Source organism: Chryseobacterium takakiae, assembly GCF_900129385.1.
Taxonomy (GTDB): Bacteria; Bacteroidota; Bacteroidia; order Flavobacteriales; family Weeksellaceae; genus Chryseobacterium; species Chryseobacterium takakiae.
On the sequence record NZ_FQVO01000006.1, the window covers coordinates 46,684 to 70,414 of the forward strand.

A 23,731-nucleotide genomic window follows, 5' to 3' on the forward strand; every position below is an offset into this window, starting at 1 on the left:
ATTTTTTAAGAATATTTTTTCATCATTTTTTCAATCGCTTTTTGTGTTTCATCAGCAATAATTTTTTCTGCTTTCTTTACTAATTGGCTTCTAAAATTTTCACAGCATGCTTTAATTTCAAATCCTTTTGAAGTTTTGATGAATTGTGGGTTTTGATTATGTTCAGCACATTTTTGACTTTCAATTTTTCTTTTAATTGAATTGTAATCTAATTCGTTCATAGTTTTGTTTTTAATTTTATAATCAAATGTATAGAACTTTGGTATGTTATCATTACGGATTCCCGTAGCAGCATACTTTTTTGCTTATTTATCAAACAAATAGCCGTTAAAAATAAAAAACCACCACCATATTTATCTCCGTATTTCTACGTAATTTAAAACAACGCTGAAACAAACCCCCTGCAACTGCATGAAGTCTCCCACAACTTGCGGGAAACCTCCTGCAACTGCATTTTGTTTAAAACAAGTCTGTTGGTAACCTCCTGCAATTGCATGAAGTCTCCAACAGATTGCAGGAGACTTCATGCAACTGCATTTTGTTTCCCGCAAAATGTTTTCAAACTAAATGCAGAATTATTTATATTTGTTGGTCTCAATTCATCAATAATTAACAATAAAAACACATTTCAAGTATGAAAATTTCATTAGTGAGGCTGAGTACCAAAGACCTGGCTACTCTTGCCCAGCGAATTATTTCGAATGCCCAGTCGGGAAAATATCCTGTTATTTCCAACCATCCTCTTGTGTCAACGATGCAGACTTCCTATGCGGCGTATGATGAGGTATATACCAAGCAAATCTACAGTGGGAAAGGAGTAGATGTTGCCCAGGCAGACCGTGAAAGAGATCTTGCTTACAAAAACCTCAAAGCATTCCTGAACGGTTACCGCAAGCTTCCGACGGCAGTCAATCAGCAGCTGGCGGAAGAGCTGTACCAGGTATTTAAGCAGTTCGGACTGAACCTGGAGCGATTGAGCTATTCGTCGCAGACTGCCCAGATGAAAAAGCTGATCGAGGAACTGGAACGTCCTGAAAATGCACAGAAAATTGTGGCGCTGTCTATTGATACGGCATTTACGGAAATGAAAGCGAAGCATGAAACTTTTGAACAGATCTTTGCCGATCAGGCTGTAGCCAATGCAGACCTGCGGCAGATGTCCAGCGCCTCCGCCATCCGAAAGGATCTTGAGAAAAATCTGAAATCGTATTTCAATCTGCTCACGGCCATGAAAGACGTACCGGGATGGGAACTTTTCTACAGCGATGTGAATGAACTGGTAAAAGCCGCCAAAAACTCCTCCGGGAATGATAAGGAAAACAATCAGCCCAAAAGCGAATAATTCTATACACTCAGCACTCCGCTGAGTTTTTTTATGATCGTATGGAAGAGTTATTGGTAATAAATGTTGTCCTTTCCAACCTTTTCAATCGAAAGCGCATCTTTATAAGAAAAGATACCCTATGAAATTAACGATACCTATCCCATGTCATGAAAACTGGAACCGGATGTCTCCGGCAGAGCAGGGAAGATTCTGCTCCGTATGCTCCAAAACCGTAAAAGATTTTACCGCCGTTCCGGATGAAGAAATCGTTAACGCCTTTTCGCAAAATTCGGAAAATGTCTGCGGGCGTTTTAAAAAGTCACAGCTCAACCGGGACCTGCAGTTTTCCTTTATCAACACCCTTTTCGCAAAATTTGCGGTAGGTTTTATCCTGACCGCCGGAGGATTTGCCGCTGTTAAAGCCCAGCAATGCGAACCTAAACGCGACAGCCTGGACAGGGAAAAAATTAAAGGAAAAGTGGTTTCGCCGGTAAAACAGGATTCTGTAAGGCGGATGAGTATGGTGGTTGGAGGGCTTCAAACGGTAAGTATAAGAACGAATGTTCCTTTGTATGTGGTTGATGGAAAAGTAATGAGTGAGAAAAGATTCAGAAATATTGATACCCAAAACATTGAAAGCGTACGGATTATAAAAGATGAGCCTGCGATTGCCGCCTACGGAAGGAAAGCGAAAAACGGAGTCATCGTAGTGACCACTAAGATAAAGCGATGATCTTAAAACAATGAATAATTGTTTTATTTGTCATTCTGAATAGAGCGAAGCGACGTGAAGAATCTTTTTAACCGCAGATTTCTCGGATTTGCGCAGATAATTGAGTGTTTATCATGGTAGATGAGATTCTTCCTTTGTCAGAATGACAATGGAATTTTTATCGTGTTGGTGGATATATTGTCGTCTGTCATTCTGAACAGAGCGAAGCGACGTGAAGAATCTTTTTAACCGCAGATTTCTCGGATTTGTACGGATGATTGAGTGTTTATCGTGGTAGATGAGATTCTTCCTTCGTCAGAATGACAATGGAATTTTTATCGTGTTGGTGGATATATTGTCGTCTGTCATTCTGAATAGAGCGAAGCGGCGTTAAGAATCTTTTTAACCGCAGATTTATCGGATTTGCACGGGTGATTGAGTATTTATGGTGGTGGATGAGATTCTTCCTTCGTCAGAATGACAGTAAAGTTATATCAATCTGCGTTTCTGCTTGCGTTTAGTTTGTCATGCTGGAAGCATCTCTACAGCTTTTTATGATGTGTTTTCTTGCTCTATTTGGATCCTTAACAGGATGACAAATACGAATATGTTTTAAAAACATGAGTTACTTGTTTGGTGTTTCGATGGACTGTAGTGATGGACGTTTCTAAACCATCCCGTCAAAAATTTTTTCAAATTTTCGACACCAGTGCCTCTGTGCTTTTATTTATAAATAGAATCGGCGAATCTCGTTCCTCAATTTCCAGAGTTGGGGAATTTTTTATGTACCTTTTTAAGGAAGAATTTTAGATATTGTGTGTTAATTTTATTTCAAATAGAGCAAATCTATTAATTCCCTCTTTTTAAAATCAATTTTTAGGTCTACCTTTATTCTATTCAAATAAAAACGCTAAATATTAATTAATAAAGAAGATCTATGGAATCATCAAACACTCCTTCATTTCAGGAAATATTTAAAACCTACAACGAAATTCCAGATGAATATAAAGTTCCCGAAATCCATCAGCGCGAATACCTCCTTAATGGAGAACTGGTAGCCTGGAGCGGAGAGGTACAGGAAATTTATTCGCCGGTCTGCATTCCTACGGAAAACGGTTTGCAGCGAAAGCTGCTGGGAAGCGTTCCCAATATTGGCCCTAAGGAAGCAATGGATGTGCTTGATGCCTGCGTAAAAGCCTACGACAACGGACTGGGAGAGTGGCCAACCATGTCGGTGGAAGGAAGAATCAAATGCATGCAGAAGTTTGTGTACCTGATGATTAAGGAGCGCGATGTGATTATCAGGCTGCTGATGTGGGAGATCGGAAAAACACTGGCCGATTCTACAAAAGAATTCGACAGAACGGTAGATTATATCAACCAGACGATTGATGCGCTGAAAGATCTTGACCGCGAGTCGTCCCGTTTCCAGCAGGCGGAAGGTACGATTGCACAGATCAGAAGAGCACCGCTTGGGGTTGTGTTAAGCATGGGGCCGTTTAATTATCCTTTAAATGAAATCTTTACCACGCTTATCCCTGCGCTGATCATGGGAAATACGATTTTGTTTAAACTTCCGAAACATGGTGTTCTGGCACATTATCCGCTGTTAAAAGCATTTAAGGAAGCCTTTCCTAAAGGAACGGTCAATACGCTGTATGGAAAAGGATCTGAAATTATCACCCCGATTATGGAAAGCGGCAAGGTAAATGTCCTTGCCTTCATCGGTTCGAGTAAAGTGGCCAACGGTCTGAAAAAGCTTCATCCTAAGGTTAATCGTTTACGTGCAATTTTAAGTTTGGATGCAAAAAATGCAGCCATTGTTACCAAGAATGCGAATCTTGATGTTGCAGTAAGCGAGTGTATTCTGGGATCTCTTTCTTTTAACGGACAGCGTTGTACGGCTCTGAAGCTGATCTTTGTACAGAAAGACGTTGCTGAAGAATTTACCCAAAAGCTGACAGCTGCGGTTGCGGCGATGAAACCGGGACTTCCGTGGGAAAAGGATGTTAAAATAACGCCGCTTCCTGAAGTGAATAAGCCGCCTTATCTGAAAGAATGCATTGAAGATGCTAAGTCAAAAGGAGCATATGTGCTTAACGAAAACGGTGGTTTCGGAGAAGAGTCTTTCTTCTTTCCGGCGGTTGTTTATCCGGTGAACAGTGATATGAAGCTGTATCATGAGGAGCAGTTCGGGCCTGTAATTCCGGTGGTTCCTTTTGACAGTATTGATGAACCGATTGACTACCAGGTAAACGCAGATCACGGAATGCAGGTAAGTATTTTCAGTGAAGATCCGATGGAATTATCGAAATTAATCGATCCGTTTGTTAATCTGGTGAGCCGTGTGAATATCAATTGCCAAGCACAGCGTGGTCCGGATGTTTTTCCTTTCACGGGAAGAAAAGACAGTGCGGAAGGTACGCTTTCGGTGTTTGATGCGTTGCGTTCGTTCTCAATCCGCTCTTTGGTAGCGGCGAAAGTAACGGAATCGAATAAGAATCTTTTGAATACGATTGTAAGGGATCATGATTCTAATTTCCTGAGTACGGATTATATTTTTTAGATCGTAAACGAAGGATGGTCTGTTGTCATTCTGAACAGAGCGGCGCGGCGTGAAGAATCTTTTTAACCGCAGATTTCCCGGATTTGCACGGATGATTGTGTGTTTATCGTGTTGGATAAGATTCTTCCTTCGTCATAGTGATATAGAGACGGATTTGTTGAAGCAATGAATACTTGTTTTGAGTGAATTGCTAATGTTGTGATCTTTTTAAACCACCCCGTCGTAAATTCTTTGAATTTCCGCCACCTCTCCAAAGGAGGGGAATTGCCTAAAAATTATGTAGTTTACATTATAAAATAAATCCGCAGTACCAAAAGTGCTGCGGATTTTGATTAATGAAATCAAAACATATATTGGAAGAGAATTGTTAGTGCGAAGTCAGGAATCTGCTGATGATACCGTTCAGCTCTTCGGCATGGGTCACATTAAGACCATGCGGCGCTCCTTCTATGATCATAAAATCGTTGTTGACGATTCCCTGAGCAGCCTGTTTGCCTGCGGTATCAATCGGAACAATATTATCAGAATCTCCGTGAACAATGAGTGTTTTTACGGTAACATTTTTAAGTTCGGGACGGAAATCCGTATTGGCCCAGCTTTCTGCACATTTTATCGTCGCAATAGGATTGGCGAATGAGGCAATGGCCCAATCATAGTCGAGTTGTTTTTGGCTGACTGTTTTTGAAAGCAGTCCGACATTGTAAAAATCTTTGTGGAATGATTCCAGGAACGTGATACGATCTGTTTTTAAGGCATTCATGATCTCATCCAGCTTTTCCTGCGGAACACCATCCGGATTGTCGTCTTTCTGCTTGACAATCGGAATAATGGATGAAATTAAAGCTACCTTATCGATGTTTTCGGTTCCGTAGTTGGTAATGTAGCGAACAACTTCGCCGCCACCCATTGAGAATCCGAAAAGGATCACATTTTTTAATTCAAGCTGTGTGATGATTTCATGAAGATCTTTTGCCAATCCGTCATAATCATACCCATCAAGACTTGGAGATGATTTCCCGAAACCTTTTCTGTCGTAAGAAATAACCCGGTATCCGAGATTAAGTAAAACGGGAATCTGCATTTCCCAGGATTTTCCGCTCAACGGCCATCCGTGAATCAAAATAATGGGTTGTCCGGATCCTAAATCTTCATAGTAAAGCTGGACGTTTTGATCGTCCTGTTTTGTAATAAAAGGCATATTTATATTTTTTGGTGTACCTCAGGAATCACAAATATTAAGCCAATCATTTTATATAAATTAGCATTACGTCAGACCTAATAAAAAAAATGCATAAAAATTTAATATTCGCTGTAACATTTTTAAAAAGGTAGAACTAACCTCACAGAGAGTACGAAATTATGGCCTCAACTGAACAGGACTTTTTAGATAAAATGGAAAAGCATAAAGGAATCATTTTCAAGATTTCTAAAATGTACATGGACGATAAAGACGACCGTGACGATCTGTTTCAGGAAATTACCTACCAGGTCTGGAAGGCTTATCCTAATTTCAAAGGACAGAGTGAATTTTCTACATGGCTGTACCGAATTGCCCTGAATACAGCAATTATCTTCCTTAAAAATGAGAAAAAGAGAAGTTTCATCAGTAGCGGACCTTATACCGAATATAAAATTGCCCATGAAGAATTTAATAATGAGAAAGAAGAAAAACTGAATGGCATGTACAAAGCCATCAACCAGCTGAATTCTATCGACAAAGCCTTTATTTTCTATTATCTAGAAGATTTTTCAGGAAGAGAAATTGCTGAGCAGATGGGAATCTCTGAAGGAAATGTACGGGTAAAAATGAACCGCGCAAAAAATAAACTTAAAGATATTTTAAACTCAGATAAATCACAATATTAAAATCAACTATCATGAATATAGATGAATTGAAAAATACATGGAATCAGGATGATTCTTTTGAAGAAACACCGGAAATAAGTATGGAGCAGAAGAATAAAATTAATCTTCCGCTTGAAAAAATCCGCGGCAATATGCGTATGGAATTCTGGTCTACGGTAGGTATTTTTGTTTTTGCTTTCGGGGTAATCGCTTTATCTCCTGGTCCGTTTAAGTTTAAATTTTATATCACCATCCTGATCGCTTCAATGGTTTTTGTGACTTTCTTTTTCTTTAGTAAATTTTTTAAGCTGTATAAAAATATGAGCAGCCCGATGATGAAAACGTACGACAGCCTGAAAGACCTGCTTCACCAGTTCGAGCTCAATAAGCAGTATTATTCATCATTTTATCTTTCTTTTGTTCCATTTTTAGTGTGCGAAATTATAATTGTTCTTGAGTTTATACCGCGGCCTTTTCCTTTATCAAATATCAAAATTGCAGGTATTCTTATCGGCAGTCTCGTTATTGTAATGCCTTTGTTGTTTGTGATGGGAAAATGGTGGTTCAAGAAGTTTTACGGGAAATTCATCCGTCAGATTGAGGATCTTGTTAATGAGCTTCGATGAGAGTTTCGGCGGCTGAAAGCCGCCGAAACTCTTTATTGTGTATAATAAGCCGGAAATTCTCTTATTATGGCATATATATCCCGCCATTCAAAATAATCCGGACTTGCACTGCTTACATTTTTAAAGCCTTTGTCCCTGAAAAGTTTTTTTGTTCTGCTGACGTGAAAATATTGAGATACAACAATCAGGCTGTTGAAAGGCATCTGTTTTCTTAGTGCTAACGTATTCTCAACACTTGCTCTTGTATTGTTTCCGAGATTATCAACAATGATCACAGAATCAGGAACAGCATGGGCTACAAGAAATGTTTTCATTTTATCTCCTTCATAAAAACCCTCTTTTCCCAGTCCGCCACTTACCAGAATTCGTTTGACACGTCCGGATTTAAAAAGTTGTACACCGGTTTTCAGCCGCATTTCCAGTCGTTTGGATAAGGTTCCGTCTTCATTAACCTTATTTCCCAATATAACGGCAAGCTCTGCATTTTTACCGCTGTCGGAAAGACCGTCATAAATGATGAGTGCCGAATGTCCAAGAAACCATGTAAGTATTATAAGAGCAATTATTTTAAATACTTTCAATGTATTTTTTATCATCAGTTTTAATATGATTATTTTATCGTTTTTTCTTTTTTAATTTCATTGAGAATCCAATTGAGCTGAGGATCTCTTTTATGGATAATATCGTCCATTGTTTCCTGAACGGGAATGTCAGGAACAACGCCTTTTTTTGTATGCGTAGGTGTGATATCAGGTTGTACGAAAACAAGCCCGATCGGCAGATCTATCTTTGAATTAGGCAAGGTCTGGTATGAATAAAATCCGGCTACTGTTCCGTCGTTGGCGCCACCTGTTTCTTCACCGACGAGAACAGCTCTTTTGTCATTTTTAAGTTTAGAAGTAAGAATCGATGATGCTGAAAAACTGGCTCCGTTGATCAGTACAAAAACTTTCCCGGTAAAAGCATTTTTATCGGGTTTTGAGACTTTGTCCGCTTTTATTTTATAATAAAATTTTCCGTCTTTTTTGTAGGTACTGAAAGTCTGCGCAAAGAAAAAAGCAGGATAAGCAAGAGTTTTGAAAGTGTATTGCAAAGGATTGCTTTTCCTGAAATAGTTGGTTTTTAATGGTGCTGCAGCAGAATTTACTTCAGAAGGTTTAATCAAAATATAAGGTTCAGGAGAAAGATAAGAATACAACTTGTGAATTTCTTCCAGCGAGCCTCCGTAATTGTTTCTTACATCAATAATAAGGTATTTTGATTGCGCATTTTTTATGTTTTCAAAAGCATTTTTATAAAACTTTCCTGAATATACTCCCGAAAAACTCTTTACCTGAATATAAGCAATGGTACTGTCTTTATCAAGAAATCTGAAGTTCCTGTTATATGAATCGCTCAAAGCCACATAATCATTGATTTTTTTCTCGTCTGTCCTTTTTTTGTTTTCTTTTTCTTTTTTTAAATCAGCCTCAGATTTTGATTCGCGTTTCAGCTGATAGATTTTTTTCTCACCATTATAAACCGTTTCAATAACCGCTTTATTTTGAAAACCTTTTTCCGCCACGTAATAACTGAAGAAAAGGTCTTTCAGGAAATAAGGCTTGAAGGTCGTGTTAAATCCGTCGGTACTGATAAGTTTACGGTATCTTTCAATATAATAAGATACGGGTGTATGATCAATGGACAGGATTTCTGTTCCGGGTTTGATATTTTCAATAGAATCTTTATTCCTGATAATAAAAAGACGGTTTCCCTGAATGTAATAATCAAAGCGGCTGAACATTCCTTTTTTATTTTCCAGTTCTCTGATTTCTTTTTTACTGATGCTTTTGGATGGAATTCTCAGCGAAAGATGACCTTCACGGATATCTGAAATTACCGGCTGCAGCTTAAAATAAAACTGAAGCGGCGTAAGCGGTGCATCTATGGTCTTTTTTATGCTGTCAAATTTATGATCAAGTTCTTGGTGAGAAATGTACAGGAAGAGTTGGGGGTGCATTTCTTTAATCTTGGAATAAGCAAAATCCACATCCTGCCTCAGCTTCTCAGGCGGAATAGAAGTTTTCTGCAATTCGTTGTGTTTTCGCACAGATCCGCAGGCGGAAATTAACAGAAGAAATAACAGGATGAAATAATTTTTCTTCACTTTTTTTATTTCAAAATTAAAATTTTAGTTATTATGTTTAAAAAAAAGGCGTACTTTTTTCATATAAATTAAAGGTTTTATTTTCTGTAACCGTCATATATCATATTATCATCCATTAACATTACCTAAGAAAATGATTTACATAGTTATTAGTCTGGCTGTTTTACTCGTCCTGCTGTATTTTATTATTACCGGACAGGAGGTTTTCGGTGCAGAAGCAAAAGGGAAGAGGCTGCTTAGAATGCAGCGTTCCCGATATTATAAAAATAAGCAGTTCCAGAATATTTCTAATACTCCCGCATTGGCAGAAGGGTATTCCATGCCTAAAGTAATGTTTAATTTTTTGTTTGATAAAAAAGATCCTCATCTTAAGCCTCTATCAAAAATTCCATCTATACATACTAACCTGAAAAGTTTTTCTAAAGACCAGGATGTTTTTATATGGCTTGGGCATTCGTCCTATTATATTCAGAGTGATGGCGTTTCTTTCCTGATTGATCCTGTGCTAAGTTCGTACGGCTCTCCTTTTAAGTTTTTCAATAAAGCATTTCCGGGAGCAGATGTTTTTAAACCGGAAGATATTCCTGTCATTGACTATCTCGTGATTACCCATGATCATTACGACCATCTTGATTATCCTACGGTAAAAGCGATTAAAAACAGGGTTGGAAAAGTTATTCTGCCTTTGGGAGTAGGTGCTCATCTTGAACGATGGGGCTATGCACCGCAACAGCTGATTGAAGAAGAATGGGAAACTGAAGTTGATCTGAAAAATAATATTAAAATCATATTTACACCGGCCAGGCATTTTTCTGGGCGTAAAATGAGAAGAAATGCTACTTTATGGACTTCCTATGTTCTGCATACGCCTACTAGAAAGCTGTTTCTCGGTGGGGATAGCGGCTATGATACCCATTTTAAAGAAATCGGAAAAACTTACGGGCCGTTTGATTACGCGATCATCGAAAACGGACAGTATAATGAAGCCTGGAAATATATCCACGCTTTGCCGGAAGATGTTGTTCAGGCAAGTATTGATGTGAAGGCCAGAAATATAATCCCCGTCCATTCTTCCAAGTTTGCCCTTGCTCTGCATTCATGGAATGAACCTTTAAAAAAAGTGACAAGCCTGGCAGAAAATAAGAACCTTTCTGTTGTAATACCCATGATCGGTCAGCCTGTAGATCTTAACACAGCAGAACATCATTTTGAAAAGTGGTGGGAATTTGAATAATTAGGCGTGCCAGATATTTTTGTATCGAGCAGGATGATTTTCAAACTGCTGCCGCACAAAGTCACATTCGGGATCTATCAGCAGGTCTTTTTCTTCGGCATACCGTACGAGTTCGTCCAGCAGCATTTTAGCATACCCTTTTCCTTCACGATCTTCGTTAAGTTTGGTATAATAGACAATTAACAGCCTGCCATCAACCTCTATAGACATATAGCCGGATTTTTTATCGTCTATCAGTATCTGCAACTCATCTTCATAGGGAGATATTTCAAATTTTATATTTTCCATGATAATGATATTTTCAGTGTTAATGAAATGATTTTGAGAATTATCCTCTTAAAATTACAAATTAAAAATAATATATATAAACAGAAACAGAATTTATTCATTAACCAACTATACATTCAATTTTTCAATAACCGGTCACGAGATTGGTTATTTTTATTTTATCTATTGTAGTTATTTTTATAGTAAGTGTTGTTTGATTTTTATAATTTTAATAAATGGAATTTAGCGAAACAATAAAAGGTTTTTACAAACGTGTAGGGCTGCAATGTATCAAAACGCCCGGTGTAGGTCATTTCAATGTATTTTCACGCGAGAACTGTTCTCTAATAACACCTTACAGCAGAAGAGATTATTATAAAATTTCGTTGATTATAGGAAAGGGTAAACTGCATTACGCCGATAAATGGATCTATGTAGATCGCCCTGCTATACTATTTTCAAATCCTTTAATTCCTTATTCCTGGGAAGCAGAAGATAATAACCAAAAAGGATATTTCTGTCTTTTTACCGATCATTTTGTGCATGACGGAAACCGTTTGGGAAATCTTCAGGATTCCAGCCTTTTTAAAATTGGCGGAACTCCGGTTTTCTTTATTAATGAGGAACAGCAGAAAACTGTTGCGGACATCTTTATGAAGATGATGACCGAAATTCAGTCGGATTATCTTCACAAATATGATATGCTTAGAGCCTATCTGCATCTGCTGATCCACGAAGCTATGAAAATACATCCTGCGGAAAATTTCGAATCTTACCAGAATGCTTCACAGAGAATAGCTTCTTTATTCATGGAATTGCTGGAAAGACAGTTTCCTATTGACAGTCCGGAAAGGTTTCTCAAATTGAAGAGTCCGGTTGATTATGCCGAAAGTCTTTCTATTCATGTTAATTCCTTAAACCGGTCTGTAAAAGAAATCACCGGAAAAACCACCAGTCAGCAGATTGCAGCAAGAATTATTCAGGAAGCCAATGCATTGCTGAAACATACGGATTGGAACATTGCCGAAATAGCCTATGGTTTGGGATTTGAAGAACCTTCTTATTTTACCAATTATTTTAAAAGGCAGACCGGAATATCACCCAATGCAGTAAGAACTGCTGTTGTTTGATTTTTATAATTCTTTGTTTGAATTCTATATTGAATACCAAGTGTGGCTGTTATAATTTTGTACTGTAAATTTTAAATCACAGTTATCATGAAATTTAGAACCTTAGGAAAAACAGGAGAACGATTGTCTGCCATTGGATTAGGATGTATGGGAATGAGCACGGCATATGGACCAACCGATGAACAGCAGAGCCTCGATACATTGCATAAGGCATTGGATTTAGGGGTAAACTTCTGGGATACTGCCGATATGTACGCCAATGGCGAAAACGAGAAACTGATTTCGAAAGTGTTGGTGCCGAACCGCGATAAAATTTTTATTGCCACCAAATTCGGATTTCGCTTTAAAGATGGTCAAGCCGGTCACAGCGGAGTTCCCGGAACCTACTTTGACGGTTCACCGGAGTGGATTAAACAAGCGGTGGATCTGAGTCTTCGGCGATTAAAAATTAATGAAATCGACTTATATTATGCACACAGAATAGATCCGAATATTCCTGTTGAAGACACCGTGGGAGCGATGGCAGATCTTGTAAAAGCAGGGAAAGTCCGTTATTTAGGATTATCAGAAGCTTCTGCGGAATCTATTAAAAAAGCGAATGCAATTCATCCGATCACTGCCCTGCAGTCTGAATATTCTTTGTTGACAAGAGATATTGAAAAAGAGATTCTTCCAACGATTAGGGAGCTGGGAATTACTTTAGTGCCGTATTCTCCGCTGGCAAGAGGACTTTTTTCAAATATCACTGAAACTGCGAATTTTGGGGATGATGATTTCAGAAAATCTCTGCCACGCTATCAAAACGAATACCTGGAGAACAACAAAAATCTTGCAAACGAGATCAATGAATTTGCTCAATCTAAAGGGGTTAAAGGAACGCAGCTGGCTTTAGCATGGGTTCTGAACCAGGGAGAGGACATTATTCCTATTCCGGGAACGAAACGCATTCCATATTTAGAAGAAAATATCGAAGCAGCAAATCTCGAACTTTCTCAGTCTGATCTGCAAACGATTGATTCAATTCTAAAAAAATATCCCAACATTGGCGCACGGTACAGCGAAGGCGCAATGAAATTGGTTAATAACTAATATTACATTTTTCAGGTTTTCTCATCAGGAAATCTGAATGTTACGAAGTCTAAAAATGGTTACACTTAAAGAAAAAAATAAGTTTATTGCGACGATTCTGGCATTCGCCGTAATTCCGATGTCGGGTCTGGCGACAGATATTTACCTGCCTTCTATGCCGAGTATGGCAACAGAGCTGCACCAGCCGGAAAGTAATATCCAACTGACGCTTTCCATATTTCTGATTAGTTATGGTCTTACCCAGTTTTTTGCAGGAAGCATTGTAGATTCATTCGGCAGATACAGGATTTCTCTCTTGTCGCTTGGTTTGTTTGTAGCGTCTTTTTTAATTACGGCAACTACCCATAATATTTTTGTGATTTATGCCATGCGTGTTCTGCAGGGAATTCTTTCAGGATTTGCCGTTGTTGCGAAAAGGGCATACTTTGTAGATGTGTATGAAGGGGAAGAGCGGAAACATTATCTCAGCATTATGACAATTGTCTGGTCTGTTGGTCCTATTATTGCGCCGTTTATTGGCGGATACTTACAGAAAAACTTCGGATGGCAGTCCAATTTTTATGTATTGGCGGGCTACAGCTTACTGCTTTTGCTTTTAGAATTAATTTTTTCCGGCGAGACCTTGAAAAAACGAAATCCTTTTCGTCTTGAGTTTCTCATTAAGGAATACAACACGATGTTCAAGGCTAAAGATTTCTTTTACGGGATGATTATGTGCGGATTGAGCTATTCAATGATTATGTTTTTCAATCTCTGCGGATCATTCATTATCGAGCATAAAATGGGTTATTCTGAGGTAGTAGCAGGCTACGTTTCACTGGTTCTGGGCTTTGCCTGGATGATCGGCGGATTTTTAGGAAAAGCATTAATCAATAAAGCATTTCTGCCTAAAATACGGAATGCAAATTTCATTCAGCTGTTGTTAATTGTCCTGATGTTTTTCGTATCTTATTTCTCCAACAATATTTACAGTCTGGTTGCTTTTGCATTTTTGATTCATGTTACTGCCGGATTTATATTCAACAATTACTTTTCTTACTGTATCGGAAGGTTCCCGAATTCCGCAGGCATAGCAGGCGGACTTACCGGCGGCGTGGCATTTATTATTACTTCTGCCATCAGTTACGGGATTGTTGCGGCAATAAAGCCTCAGGTTCAGCTGGAAGTTGCAGAAGGGTATTTCGTGCTGGGAATTTTAGGACTGTTTATTTTAAGCATGATTAAATTAAGAAAGGCACATGCCTAAACTAAGTTTTTATTTTAATTAAATTTTCTACAACCTATTTCAATACTAAAAATCCTCTCATTTTCGGGAGGATTTTTTTTTAGGCAAATTAAGAGCCTGTTTAATTGAATTTATTTTTACCATTAAGGCATTAAGCTCTTTTATCTTAAAAAAAATTAATAAAATCAATTTATTGATTTCTTAATCATAGTTGGTCAACTTACTGAAATTCTTAATGTTAAATATTAAGAATAAACAAAGTTTATTTTAATTTAGAAAATTAAAAAAAGCTATAAAAATTTAATAGGCTCTAATAAAAAAAAGCCCCTTAAAAAGGAGCTTCATTTATATCAAAACTTGGAAATTAAATTCCGTCGATGATTTCATTTAAAACCGTACTTGGTCTCATAGAAGCATACGTTTTGTATGTGTCTGTTTTGTAATATCCTCCGATATTCTGAGGTTTACCCTGAGCGCCGATCAGTTCAGCGTTGATTACTTCTTCATTTTCTTTCATGGCCTGTGCTACCGGAGCAAATTCAGCAGCCAGCTCCGCATCGGCAGTCTGATTCGCCAATGCTTCAGCCCAATACATAGCCAGGTAGAAGTGAGAACCTCTGTTGTCGATTTGTCCTACTTTTCGTGCAGGAGATTTATCCGTAGCTAAAAATTTAGCATTGGCTTCATCCAATGCATCCGCCAACACCTGGGATTTTGTATTCCCCTGAGTTTGTGCCAAATGCTCCAAAGAAGCTTGTAAAGCTAAGAATTCACCCAAAGAATCCCATCTTAAATAACCTTCTTCCACAAACTGCTCAACATGTTTTGGTGCAGAACCTCCGGCTCCTGTTTCAAAAAGTCCACCACCGTTCATCAACGGAACGATAGAAAGCATTTTTGCAGAAGTTCCAAGCTCAAGGATAGGGAAGAGGTCCGTAAGATAATCTCTTAATACGTTTCCGGAAACAGAAATCGTATCTTTTCCTTCTCTTGCTCTCTTTAAAGTTTCTGTCATTGCATCTTTAACATCCATAATTCTGATGTCAAGACCATTGGTATCATGATCAGCTAAATATTTTTCAACTTTTTTGATGATTTCTCTGTCGTGTGCTCTTCCTTTATCCAGCCAGAAAATTGCAGGCGTATCAGATAATCTTGATCTGTTTACGGCCAATTTCACCCAATCCTGGATAGGTGCATCTTTCGTCTGGCACATTCTGAAAATATCTCCTTTTTCAACCTTCTGAGAAAGAAGAACATTTCCGTTTTCGTCCTGAACTTCAATTGTTCCGTCAGCAGAAGCCTGGAATGTTTTATCGTGAGAGCCGTATTCTTCAGCTTTCTGAGCCATTAATCCAACATTCGGAACAGAGCCCATTGTCGTAGGATCCAGCTTTCCGTGCGCTTTCATGTCATCAATTACAGACTGGTAGAATCCTGCGTAAGAACGGTCCGGAATGATACAAACCGTATCTTCTTCTTTTCCGTCCTTGTTCCACATTTTTCCGCCGCCTCTTACCAAAGCAGCCATAGAAGCATCCACAATAATATCGGAAGGAACGTGGAAGTTGGTAATTCCTTTATCTGAATTTACCATAGCTACTCTCGGTCCGTTTACCAAAGCAGCTTCAATATCTCCTTTAATATTGGCTTCCTGCTCGTTTCCTTTAATTTTATCGAAAAGATCGGCAAGACCGTTGTTAGGATTGATGTCTAAAGATTTGAATGTTTCAGCATATTTAGTGAAAACTTCTTTAAAGAAAGTTTCTACGATAGCTCCGAAAATAATAGGATCGGAGATTTTCATCATCGTCGCTTTCAAATGCGCTGATAATAATACGTTTCTATCTTTAGCTTCCTGAATTGCTTTTTCTACAAAAGCTTTCAAAGCATTTAAGTTCATTACGGATGAATCAATCACTTCTCCAGCCTGAAGACTTGCAAAATCTTTTAATTGAGTTTCAGAACCGTCATTTCCTTTAAATACGATTCTGAATTTAGTAGCATTTTCTACTGTAGTGGAAGTTTCCGTTCCGTAGAAATCCCCGCTTTCCATGTGAGCCACATCGGTTTTGCTGTCAGCAGCCCAGTCACCCATTCTGTGAGGGTTTGCTTTGGCGTAGTTTTTAACAGCTTTAGGAGCACGTCTGTCAGAATTTCCTTCCCTTAGTACAGGATTTACAGCACTTCCGAGAACTTTTGCATATTTAGCCTTAATTGCTTTTTCTTCGTCATTTTTGGGTTCAGCAGGATAATCCGGAACCGCAAAACCTTTAGCCTGCAGTTCAGCGATTGCCGCATCAAGCTGAGGTGCCGAAGCAGATATATTAGGAAGTTTGATAATATTAGCGTCAGGTTGTGTAGCCAATTGACCCAATTCAGCCAAAGCATCACCGATTTTCTGATCATCTTTCAGAAATTCCGGGAAGTTGGCTAAAATTCTTCCTGCCAAAGAAATATCCGGTACTGCAATCTCAATGTTTGCTGATTTTGTGAAAGCTTTTACAATCGGTAAAAACGAGTGTGTTGCCAACATCGGAGCCTCATCTGTAAGGGTGTAATAGATTTTTGATTTGTCTGACATTATACTGTTATTTATTATTTGATTTTTTAAGACTCACAAATTTAGGTAAAAATTAATTTTTTAGATGATTATGAGCCAATATTTTCCACTTTAAGATTAATTTAACCTCAAACCGGATAAAAACCGCCGTATTTTAATTAAATTTGATGAACTAAAAAAAGAATTATGTCAACAACAATTACTTTAAAAGGAAATGAAGTGCATACAATAGGGCATTTGCCATCAATAGGAACAACCATCAGGGATTTTGCCTTGGTAGATTCCGGGTTACAGGTGAAAACGCTTGAAAACTTCAATGGAAAGAAAAAAGTATTTAATATTTTCCCAAGCATTGATACGCCTACATGTGCATCATCTGCAAGAAAATTCAACGAAGAAGCTTCTGCACTGGAAGATACTGTTGTTATTAATGTTTCTAAAGATTTACCTTTTGCTTTGGGAAGATTCTGTGCTGCGGAAGGTCTGAATAATGTAGAAACCCTTTCCGATTTCAGAAGCAGCTTCGGGGACGATTATGAAGTAACCATTACTGATTCTCCAATGAAAGGACTTTTGAGCCGTGCTGTAATCGTTACTGATGCCGATAATAAAGTAGTGTACACAGAACAGGTTTCGGAAATTGCAGACGAACCGAACTATGAAGCTGCTTTAGCTGCATTGAAATAATTAAAGATTATATTTAGAGCCTGTTTAAATTTTACTAAATAAATTTTTTATAAGTTTTTTCTCAATTTTCTGAATTAAATAAACTTTGTTTATTCTTAACATTAAGAATTTTAGTGAGTTAGGCTTTATTCAAGTTAAGGAGTCAATAAATTGACTTTTATTAAACTTTTTAAGCTAAGGTGCTTACTTCCTTAATGTTAAAATACAATAAAAAATTTAAACAGGCTCTTAATAATTGCCTTGTGAAATTTCCGCAGGGCATTTTTTATTTAAACACAAATGTCACGAATATTTTTACGGATAATACAAACCTCAATCAATAGGAACGTGCTTTAGCCCGTTTAATCAAATAGCAATTCAATTGGCTTTAGCCAACTTTATAAATTTAATTACTGAATATTTGTGAAAAATATTTGTGCTTAAATTACTGACCTTAATCACCAAAATTTAATTCTAATAATCTTACCTTTACCTTATGAAACGTTCCGGAACAGCAGATTTACCGCTTCACTATGGCAAAGTACCGCCGTGGCTGTATGAGCGTATGTCTATTCTGGGGCTTTCGATTATAGAGGTAATTCTTGCGGATTACGGGAAAGATGAGGTCTTGAGAAGACTCGCAGATCCGTTCTGGTTTCAGAGTTTTGGTGCCGTGATGGGGATGGACTGGCATTCTTCGGGGATTACTACTTCCGTGATGGGAGCATTAAAACGTTCCATTAACCCGAATTCCAAGACCCTCGGATTGTATATCTGCGGTGGAAAGGGAAAATTTTCAAGAGAAACACCTTCGGAGCTGATTCAAATCGCCGATAAGACAGGTTTGAACGGAAATGAACTGGTAAGAGCCAGCAAGCTTTCTGCAAAAGTAGATAATACGGCTATTCAGGACGGTTATCAGCTGTACCTGCATAATTTTATCCTTGCAGACAACGGGAATTGGAGTGTTGTACAGCAGGGTATGCACGAAACCGATAGTACGGCAAGGCGTTATCACTGGCACTCTGAAAACATAAAATCCTTTGTGGAAGAACCGCATACGGGAATCAACGGAATTTCAAGAGGTAAAATTTTAAATCTTACTGATTCGGATGCTTCCGAAAACAGAAAAGGCATTCTGGAAATCTCCCATACCGATTCTGCGGAGATTATGAGCGATTTTGCAAGGTTAATTCTTCCCGCACATCACGATGTTCAGGCTTCCGATGTTGATTTGAAACGTCTCGGAGCGTTGTTGTATGTGACCCGCGAACAGCAGCCCCAAAATTTTGAAGATCTGCTGATGCTGGAAGGAGTAGGTCCCAGAACCATGCAGTCGCTTGCACTAGTGAGCGAAGTAATTCACGGGGCGCCGTCAAGGTTCACGGATCCCGCAAGATTTTCTTTTGCCCACGGCGGAAAAGACGGCCATCCTTTTCCGGTTCCCACTAAAGTGTACGATGAAAGCATCAGTATCATCAGAAAAGGAATCGAAAAGTCAAAGCTCGGTAATTCCGATAAATTGAAAACTTTAAATAAACTTCACGATATTGTCGTAAAAACCGAACAGGATTTTACCCCGGGTTTTGATATTCAGGAAGTAATTGAAGAAGAGAGACAGAATTCATGGCGATTTGGTGGGAAAACGGTATTTGGTGATGCTCAGAAACCTTCTCCTCCGAAACCAATCCAGCTTTCTCTGTTCTAATTTAAAATAAAAAAGCCTTATACTTTTGTTAAGTATAAAGCTTTGTCTGAATTTGCATTCTGATTTTTAAATAGCTGTAGATAAGGTTAAACTTTCCCAATCTTTTGCATCTTTTGTGATGGCTTCGATCTTATTGTTCAGGAATTCCGGAGCTCCGACTCCCAACAGCAGATGTACGGGCGGATTTTCTTCTTTACTGATCTGTATCAGCACATCGGCCGCTTTTACAGGATCGTTCGGCTGATTACCGTTGATCTCATCCAGATGCGATTTCTCTGAATTTCTTGCTGCTTCATAGGCTTCAATGGAATTTTCAGGCGTTTTTACCGAATCTTTTGTCAGGAAATCCGTACGGAAATAAGCGGGATAAACAACCGTTGCATGAATTCCGAAATCTTTTGCTTCTTCTGCCAGTGCCTCTGTAAAACCTGCTACCGCAAATTTGGTAGAACAATAAACACCCCATCCCGGAAAACCTCCGTAATATCCTCCAACAGAAGAAATGTTGAAAATATTCCCTGATTTTTGTTCGCGCAGATATGGCATTGCATTTCTGATAACATTAAGGGTTCCGAAAACGTTAACGTCGAAATTCGCTCTTGCTTCAGCATCGCTTAATTCTTCCAATGTTCCCAATTGACCGTAACCTGCATTGTTAACGATGACATCAACATTTCCGAAATGTTCTACTGTTTTGGCTAAAACAGATTGTACATCATTGTTATCCGTAATATTCATACTTAACGGGAGAAAATTTTCGGAAACCTCTCCGAATGCATCTGTTAACGATGTTACCCTGCGGCTTGTTGCAGCTACTTTATAGCCATTAGATAATAGTTTTTTTACCAGTTCGAATCCAAGTCCTTTAGACGCTCCTGTCACGAACCATACTTTTTTTGTTTCCATTTTTAATATTTTTTATTGTTTTAAATGATGGTACAAAGATGACAAGAAGAGCATTTTTAAAAGTAGCCGAATCCACGAATGATGTAACCAAATCGTGAATGATCATATTTTTATAAATAAGTTGCAGGAATTATGGTTTTAAATAAAAAAGAGAAACGTAAGTCTCTCTTTTAAATGTTGTTAAATTTACCATGGGCTGATTCCTGTTTCATCTTCAATATCATTGCTAAAATACTGTCCGGTCGGTCCGTTTTCATCAGTCAGCGTATGTTTTACGATGAACGAAGCCGCGCTTTCCACAGAACCTGGACCGCTGTGGTCGTTGAAATCTGTCGCCGTATATCCGGGATCAATGACATTAACCTTAAATGGAAATTCTTTCAGTTCATAAGCCAGGGTGATGGTATAGGCATTCAATGCTGATTTGGAAGGACCATATGCTGCGGTCTTCACATGATAGTATTTCCATTCCGGATCACTATGTAAAGTAAGCGAGCCTAACCCTGAAGTAATATTGCTGATTCGCGGGCTGTCTGATTTTTTAAGAAGATTCAAAAATATCTGCGTTACATTGATGACGCCAAAGAAATTCGTATCAAAAACTTCCCGGATGTCATTAACGGATGTTTCGGCAGCGGTCTGTGGGTTTACACCCAGAATTCCGGCATTGTTGATCAGGATATCCAGTTTTCCCTGTTCGTTTTCAACAATACTTTTCGCGTTTGCGATGGATTCAGGATTGGTAACGTCGATTTCAATTGCTTTGATATTCTGAAATCCCTGCGCTGTTAATTCTTTTACGGTTGCTTCACCTTTTGCCAGATTCCTGCTTCCTAAATAAACAAATAATCCTTTTTCTGAAAGTTGTTTTGCGGTTTCAAGGCCAATGCTTCTGTTGGCGCCTGTAATGAATACTGTTTTCATTTTTTTATTTTAATTGATGGTGTAAAATTCCGATAATAAAACAAGGAGGCATTTGCCATTTGGCAAAAAGAGAAAAGAATGATAAATAAAACTGACTGATCACTTTATGTCAGAAGCGCATACATTCCCCTCCTTTGGAAATCGAGGAACGTGATTCGCCGATTCCAATTTATAATTATAAAAGTAATGAGGCATTGGTTTCAAAAATTCAAAGAATTTTTGACGGGGTGGTTTAAGTAAAGATTAAAAAAAATAGAAATTAGTCTATACAATTATAGCCTGATATTCTTCCTTATCCTGCTTAAAGAAGACTGCGTCACGCCGAGATAAGAAGCTACGTAAGAAAGAGGAATTCTGTTGACTGCCGTTGGATAAATTTCCAGGAACTTGAGATAACGTGTTGTTGCATCCTCTGTAACGAGCGGGCTTCTTCTTTCCACCTTCTGCATCAATGCCCGTGAAATGATTTTGTGGACAATGGCATCAAAACCTACAATAGTTTGCAGGAGCTCCAGCCAGTCTTTTCTTTCAAAAACAATAAGTTTACAGTCGGTCACGGCCTGAACGTAAGCGCTGGAACAAATCTGGTTATCAAAACTTTCGAGATCTACAACCAGGTTGTTTTCTTCAATGAAATATTTGGTAATCTCCTCGCTTTTATTGTTGTAGTAGCAAACGCGCAGAATTCCGTTAACCACAAATCCCACCTGTTTAGCTACTTTACCAGCTTCGGAAAAATATTCTTCTTTCGGAAGAGTTAATTCCATGGCTTTACCGGCGATAAAGTCCATCTGCTGCTGGTTGAGGTTCCCGAATCTCAGGATAAAATCAAATAATTCTTTCATGAATGCAAGGTAAGGAAAGAAAATGTTCCGGCATTTGTCATTTGGCAAATAAAAAATAAAAAACCTGTACTAATGTATGCAATCTTTTCTGTTACAATTTTCTTTTATTACCACATTTCGGGCAAAATGTAGCTGTTTCTGTTCTGTATGGTTTTCCGCAATTTTCACAATCAGGGCCATACATTTCTATAAAATGGTGCATGATAGCATTGGGATTGGTTTCTTCAAAACCTGTTAGATCATTATAATAGTCCAGCAATTTCTTAAAATTCTGTTTAAATGGGACTTTCTGTGAATTTTTTATTTCCTGAAATCCTTCGGCAAATAACTTTGATGCAATTTCTCCTTCTTGTTTATCAAGCATAGGAACATCCATTCTGCATCTCCAGCAATATCTGATTTTCATGATTTAAACATCTTTTATAAAATCCTCATATTCATAATAAAACCTTTCAAAGCCATCCATTTTGTCAACAAAAAACTGAAAAGTTTCCTGCCATGTATTTTTATTGAAAACAGAAACACCGTGTTTTTCCACCCAGATTCTGCTGATGACTTTTCCGTTCTCCAGCGTGTAAAATTCTTCTTTATGAAAATCGCCGATAAAATCTTTCAGAATATCTTCCAGCGACCAGATCTTGTTGTAATAGGCATCTCTGAAAACTTCATCTTTCATTTCGATATCCAGAGACACTTCTGCTTTTTTATTATCTGCATAAAACTTGAACGACATATCCTTGATCTTGGTATCGTATAAAATCCATTTTCTAGGAAAAGACTTTCCAAAAGCCGTCCAAAACTCTTTTTTTAACTGTTGTGCTTCCTGTTTGCTGAACATATAGCAAAAGTAGGTATTTTGAATGGAATGAAATTGGGTAAAAAAGTAAAAATCCCCAAAGAATACATGTTCTTTGAAGGACTTTTTGATTTGTTGCTGAAAGAATATTAATTTCGTTCAGTTCTTCCTAATGCTTCTGGTGTCACAGGGGTGAAAAAATTAACAAGGTTTCCATCGGGATCACGAAATAAAAGTGATTTATTTCCCCACGGCATTACTGTTGGTTCCTGAACAATGCTTCCCTTAAGATAAGCCGATAATCTTTCGTAATCGTTATCAACATCATCTACCCTGAATTCAATGATAACGCTCTGGTTTTGTTCAGGTTTTGCTACTTCATCACCGCCAAAAAACTGCAATGTTTTGGTGCTTCCGATGGCTAATGTTGTTGTTGCCGTCCGCAATTCAGCAAAATCCGGTGTGTATCTTACTATGGATAATTCTGTGATGTGTTCATAAAAGCTTATTAATCTTTCTATTTCTCCGGTAATAATGCGGACTGACAATAAATTCATTCTTCTAATATTTAATTATATCACAAAATTAGTTCGGTCTTATGACAACTATCTGTCAGCAGTATTTGGTTTAAATGAAATAAATTATAATATAGTCATAATCCATATCCGGATCTTTCAATTGATCAGCATGTTGATCCATTTAAAACAATTTTCTTATTTTTGTAGTAATGCTGTCTAAAAAATCTCAATACGCCTTTAAAGCACTGTCTTACCTTGTAGAAAAAAGGAATGACGGGCCCATTCTTATTTCCGAAATTGCGGATCATAGGAAGATCCCTTTGAAGTTTTTGGAAAATATCCTGCTTGAACTCAAAAAAGCTGGCATTCTCGACAGTAAAAAAGGGAAAGGGGGAGGATATTTTTTTAAAGAAAATCCGGAAAACGTAAAGCTTGCCAAAATCATCCGTCTGGTAAACGGGCCGATTGCACTGCTTCCCTGTGTAAGCCTTAACTTTTATGAAAAGTGCGAAGACTGTACCGAAGATCACTGTGGTCTGCATGATGTACTGATTGAAGTGAGGGATGCTTCGCTGAACATTCTGGAAAGAAAAACTTTAATGGATCTGGTGGACTGACCCGGTCCTTTTTTTTGAATTATT

General features: G+C 38.1%; 25 protein-coding genes. 12 read left to right on the plus strand and 13 right to left on the minus strand.

Annotation, left to right across the window (positions count from 1 at the left end; all coding sequences use genetic code 11):
* Positions 1-5: 5 nt before the first annotated feature.
* Together BUA76_RS09200 and BUA76_RS19245 are read right to left on the minus strand one after the other, a co-directional pair.
* Positions 6-221, minus strand: a complete 216-nt coding sequence (locus BUA76_RS09200) for a hypothetical protein (RefSeq protein WP_072884518.1) — start codon at positions 219-221, stop codon at positions 6-8.
* A gap of 132 nt (positions 222-353) precedes the next feature.
* Positions 354-527, minus strand: coding sequence for a hypothetical protein (locus BUA76_RS19245; protein WP_178337326.1), 174 nt, complete (start codon positions 525-527; stop codon positions 354-356).
* 107 nt (positions 528-634) lie between these two features.
* On the opposite strand from BUA76_RS19245, the gene BUA76_RS09205 reads away from it, so the two are divergent.
* From BUA76_RS09205 to BUA76_RS09215, 3 genes are all read left to right on the plus strand, one after another.
* Entirely contained in the window at positions 635-1,342 is a 708-nt protein-coding gene (locus BUA76_RS09205) for a DUF6261 family protein (protein WP_072884519.1), read from the plus strand.
* 121 nt (positions 1,343-1,463) lie between these two features.
* Complete coding sequence (locus tag BUA76_RS09210; protein WP_072884520.1) at positions 1,464-2,057, plus strand: TonB-dependent receptor plug domain-containing protein; 594 nt, start codon at positions 1,464-1,466, stop codon at positions 2,055-2,057.
* Between the two features lie 916 nt (positions 2,058-2,973).
* Complete coding sequence (locus BUA76_RS09215; RefSeq protein ID WP_072884521.1) at positions 2,974-4,602, plus strand: NADP-dependent glyceraldehyde-3-phosphate dehydrogenase; 1,629 nt, start codon at positions 2,974-2,976, stop codon at positions 4,600-4,602.
* Between the two features lie 367 nt (positions 4,603-4,969).
* Here BUA76_RS09215 and BUA76_RS09220 read toward each other — a convergent pair whose 3' ends face one another.
* Complete coding sequence (locus tag BUA76_RS09220; protein ID WP_072884522.1) at positions 4,970-5,800, minus strand: alpha/beta fold hydrolase; 831 nt, start codon at positions 5,798-5,800, stop codon at positions 4,970-4,972.
* Positions 5,801-5,961: 161 nt separating this feature from the next.
* On the opposite strand from BUA76_RS09220, the gene BUA76_RS09225 reads away from it, so the two are divergent.
* Complete coding sequence (locus BUA76_RS09225) at positions 5,962-6,468, plus strand: RNA polymerase sigma factor (protein WP_072884523.1); 507 nt, start codon at positions 5,962-5,964, stop codon at positions 6,466-6,468.
* A gap of 11 nt (positions 6,469-6,479) precedes the next feature.
* On the plus strand, positions 6,480-7,073 hold the full coding sequence (locus BUA76_RS09230; protein WP_072884524.1) for a hypothetical protein: 594 nt from the start codon (positions 6,480-6,482) through the stop codon (positions 7,071-7,073).
* 32 nt (positions 7,074-7,105) lie between these two features.
* Here BUA76_RS09230 and BUA76_RS09235 read toward each other — a convergent pair whose 3' ends face one another.
* A complete protein-coding gene (locus BUA76_RS09235; RefSeq protein ID WP_072884525.1) occupies positions 7,106-7,669 on the minus strand; it encodes a YdcF family protein in 564 nt (187 codons plus the stop codon).
* 14 nt (positions 7,670-7,683) lie between these two features.
* Positions 7,684-9,219 carry a S41 family peptidase gene (locus BUA76_RS09240; protein ID WP_072884526.1) on the minus strand — a complete coding sequence of 512 codons (1,536 nt, stop codon included), beginning with the start codon at positions 9,217-9,219 and terminating at the stop codon, positions 7,684-7,686.
* Between the two features lie 133 nt (positions 9,220-9,352).
* Between BUA76_RS09240 and BUA76_RS09245 the strand changes: the two genes are divergently transcribed.
* The gene (locus BUA76_RS09245) at positions 9,353-10,453 is read left to right on the plus strand and encodes an MBL fold metallo-hydrolase (RefSeq protein ID WP_072884527.1); all 1,101 of its coding nucleotides are present in this window, start codon (positions 9,353-9,355) and stop codon (positions 10,451-10,453) included.
* Here the strand turns inward: BUA76_RS09245 and BUA76_RS09250 are convergent, their stop codons facing one another.
* Positions 10,454-10,741 carry a GNAT family N-acetyltransferase gene (locus BUA76_RS09250; RefSeq protein WP_072884528.1) on the minus strand — a complete coding sequence of 96 codons (288 nt, stop codon included), beginning with the start codon at positions 10,739-10,741 and terminating at the stop codon, positions 10,454-10,456.
* Between the two features lie 215 nt (positions 10,742-10,956).
* Between BUA76_RS09250 and BUA76_RS09255 the strand changes: the two genes are divergently transcribed.
* The 3 genes from BUA76_RS09255 (at position 10,957) to BUA76_RS09265 (ending at position 14,185) form a co-directional block, all read left to right on the plus strand.
* Positions 10,957-11,850, plus strand: a complete 894-nt coding sequence (locus BUA76_RS09255) for a helix-turn-helix domain-containing protein (RefSeq protein ID WP_072884529.1) — start codon at positions 10,957-10,959, stop codon at positions 11,848-11,850.
* Positions 11,851-11,937: 87 nt separating this feature from the next.
* A complete protein-coding gene (locus tag BUA76_RS09260; protein WP_072884530.1) occupies positions 11,938-12,939 on the plus strand; it encodes an aldo/keto reductase in 1,002 nt (333 codons plus the stop codon).
* Between the two features lie 55 nt (positions 12,940-12,994).
* Positions 12,995-14,185 carry an MFS transporter gene (locus BUA76_RS09265; RefSeq protein ID WP_072884531.1) on the plus strand — a complete coding sequence of 397 codons (1,191 nt, stop codon included), beginning with the start codon at positions 12,995-12,997 and terminating at the stop codon, positions 14,183-14,185.
* Between the two features lie 343 nt (positions 14,186-14,528).
* On the opposite strand, the gene BUA76_RS09270 is transcribed toward BUA76_RS09265, so the two are convergent.
* Positions 14,529-16,748, minus strand: coding sequence for an NADP-dependent isocitrate dehydrogenase (locus BUA76_RS09270; protein WP_072884532.1), 2,220 nt, complete (start codon positions 16,746-16,748; stop codon positions 14,529-14,531).
* 165 nt (positions 16,749-16,913) lie between these two features.
* Between BUA76_RS09270 and tpx the strand changes: the two genes are divergently transcribed.
* Positions 16,914-17,414 (plus strand): thiol peroxidase, encoded by a 501-nt coding sequence (gene tpx / locus BUA76_RS09275; RefSeq protein ID WP_072884533.1) that lies wholly within the window; start codon positions 16,914-16,916, stop codon positions 17,412-17,414.
* Between the two features lie 475 nt (positions 17,415-17,889).
* The gene (locus tag BUA76_RS09280; protein ID WP_072884534.1) at positions 17,890-19,101 is read left to right on the plus strand and encodes a DUF763 domain-containing protein; all 1,212 of its coding nucleotides are present in this window, start codon (positions 17,890-17,892) and stop codon (positions 19,099-19,101) included.
* 66 nt (positions 19,102-19,167) lie between these two features.
* On the opposite strand, the gene BUA76_RS09285 is transcribed toward BUA76_RS09280, so the two are convergent.
* The 6 genes from BUA76_RS09285 to BUA76_RS09310 all read right to left on the minus strand — a co-directional run bounded on the left by BUA76_RS09285 (position 19,168) and on the right by BUA76_RS09310 (position 23,129).
* Positions 19,168-20,007, minus strand: coding sequence for an SDR family NAD(P)-dependent oxidoreductase (locus tag BUA76_RS09285; protein ID WP_072884535.1), 840 nt, complete (start codon positions 20,005-20,007; stop codon positions 19,168-19,170).
* A gap of 186 nt (positions 20,008-20,193) precedes the next feature.
* A complete protein-coding gene (locus tag BUA76_RS09290) occupies positions 20,194-20,931 on the minus strand; it encodes an SDR family NAD(P)-dependent oxidoreductase (RefSeq protein ID WP_072884536.1) in 738 nt (245 codons plus the stop codon).
* 272 nt (positions 20,932-21,203) lie between these two features.
* A complete protein-coding gene (locus BUA76_RS09295) occupies positions 21,204-21,776 on the minus strand; it encodes a Crp/Fnr family transcriptional regulator (RefSeq protein WP_072884537.1) in 573 nt (190 codons plus the stop codon).
* A 91-nt stretch (positions 21,777-21,867) separates the two neighbouring features.
* Entirely contained in the window at positions 21,868-22,182 is a 315-nt protein-coding gene (locus BUA76_RS09300) for a hypothetical protein (protein WP_072884538.1), read from the minus strand.
* A gap of 3 nt (positions 22,183-22,185) precedes the next feature.
* Positions 22,186-22,614, minus strand: a complete 429-nt coding sequence (locus tag BUA76_RS09305; protein ID WP_072884539.1) for a DUF4268 domain-containing protein — start codon at positions 22,612-22,614, stop codon at positions 22,186-22,188.
* 107 nt (positions 22,615-22,721) lie between these two features.
* A complete protein-coding gene (locus BUA76_RS09310) occupies positions 22,722-23,129 on the minus strand; it encodes a VOC family protein (protein ID WP_072884540.1) in 408 nt (135 codons plus the stop codon).
* A gap of 170 nt (positions 23,130-23,299) precedes the next feature.
* Here BUA76_RS09310 and BUA76_RS09315 point away from each other — a divergent pair, with 170 nt between their 5' ends.
* Positions 23,300-23,707, plus strand: coding sequence for an RrF2 family transcriptional regulator (locus tag BUA76_RS09315; protein WP_072884541.1), 408 nt, complete (start codon positions 23,300-23,302; stop codon positions 23,705-23,707).
* Positions 23,708-23,731 lie beyond the last annotated feature (24 nt).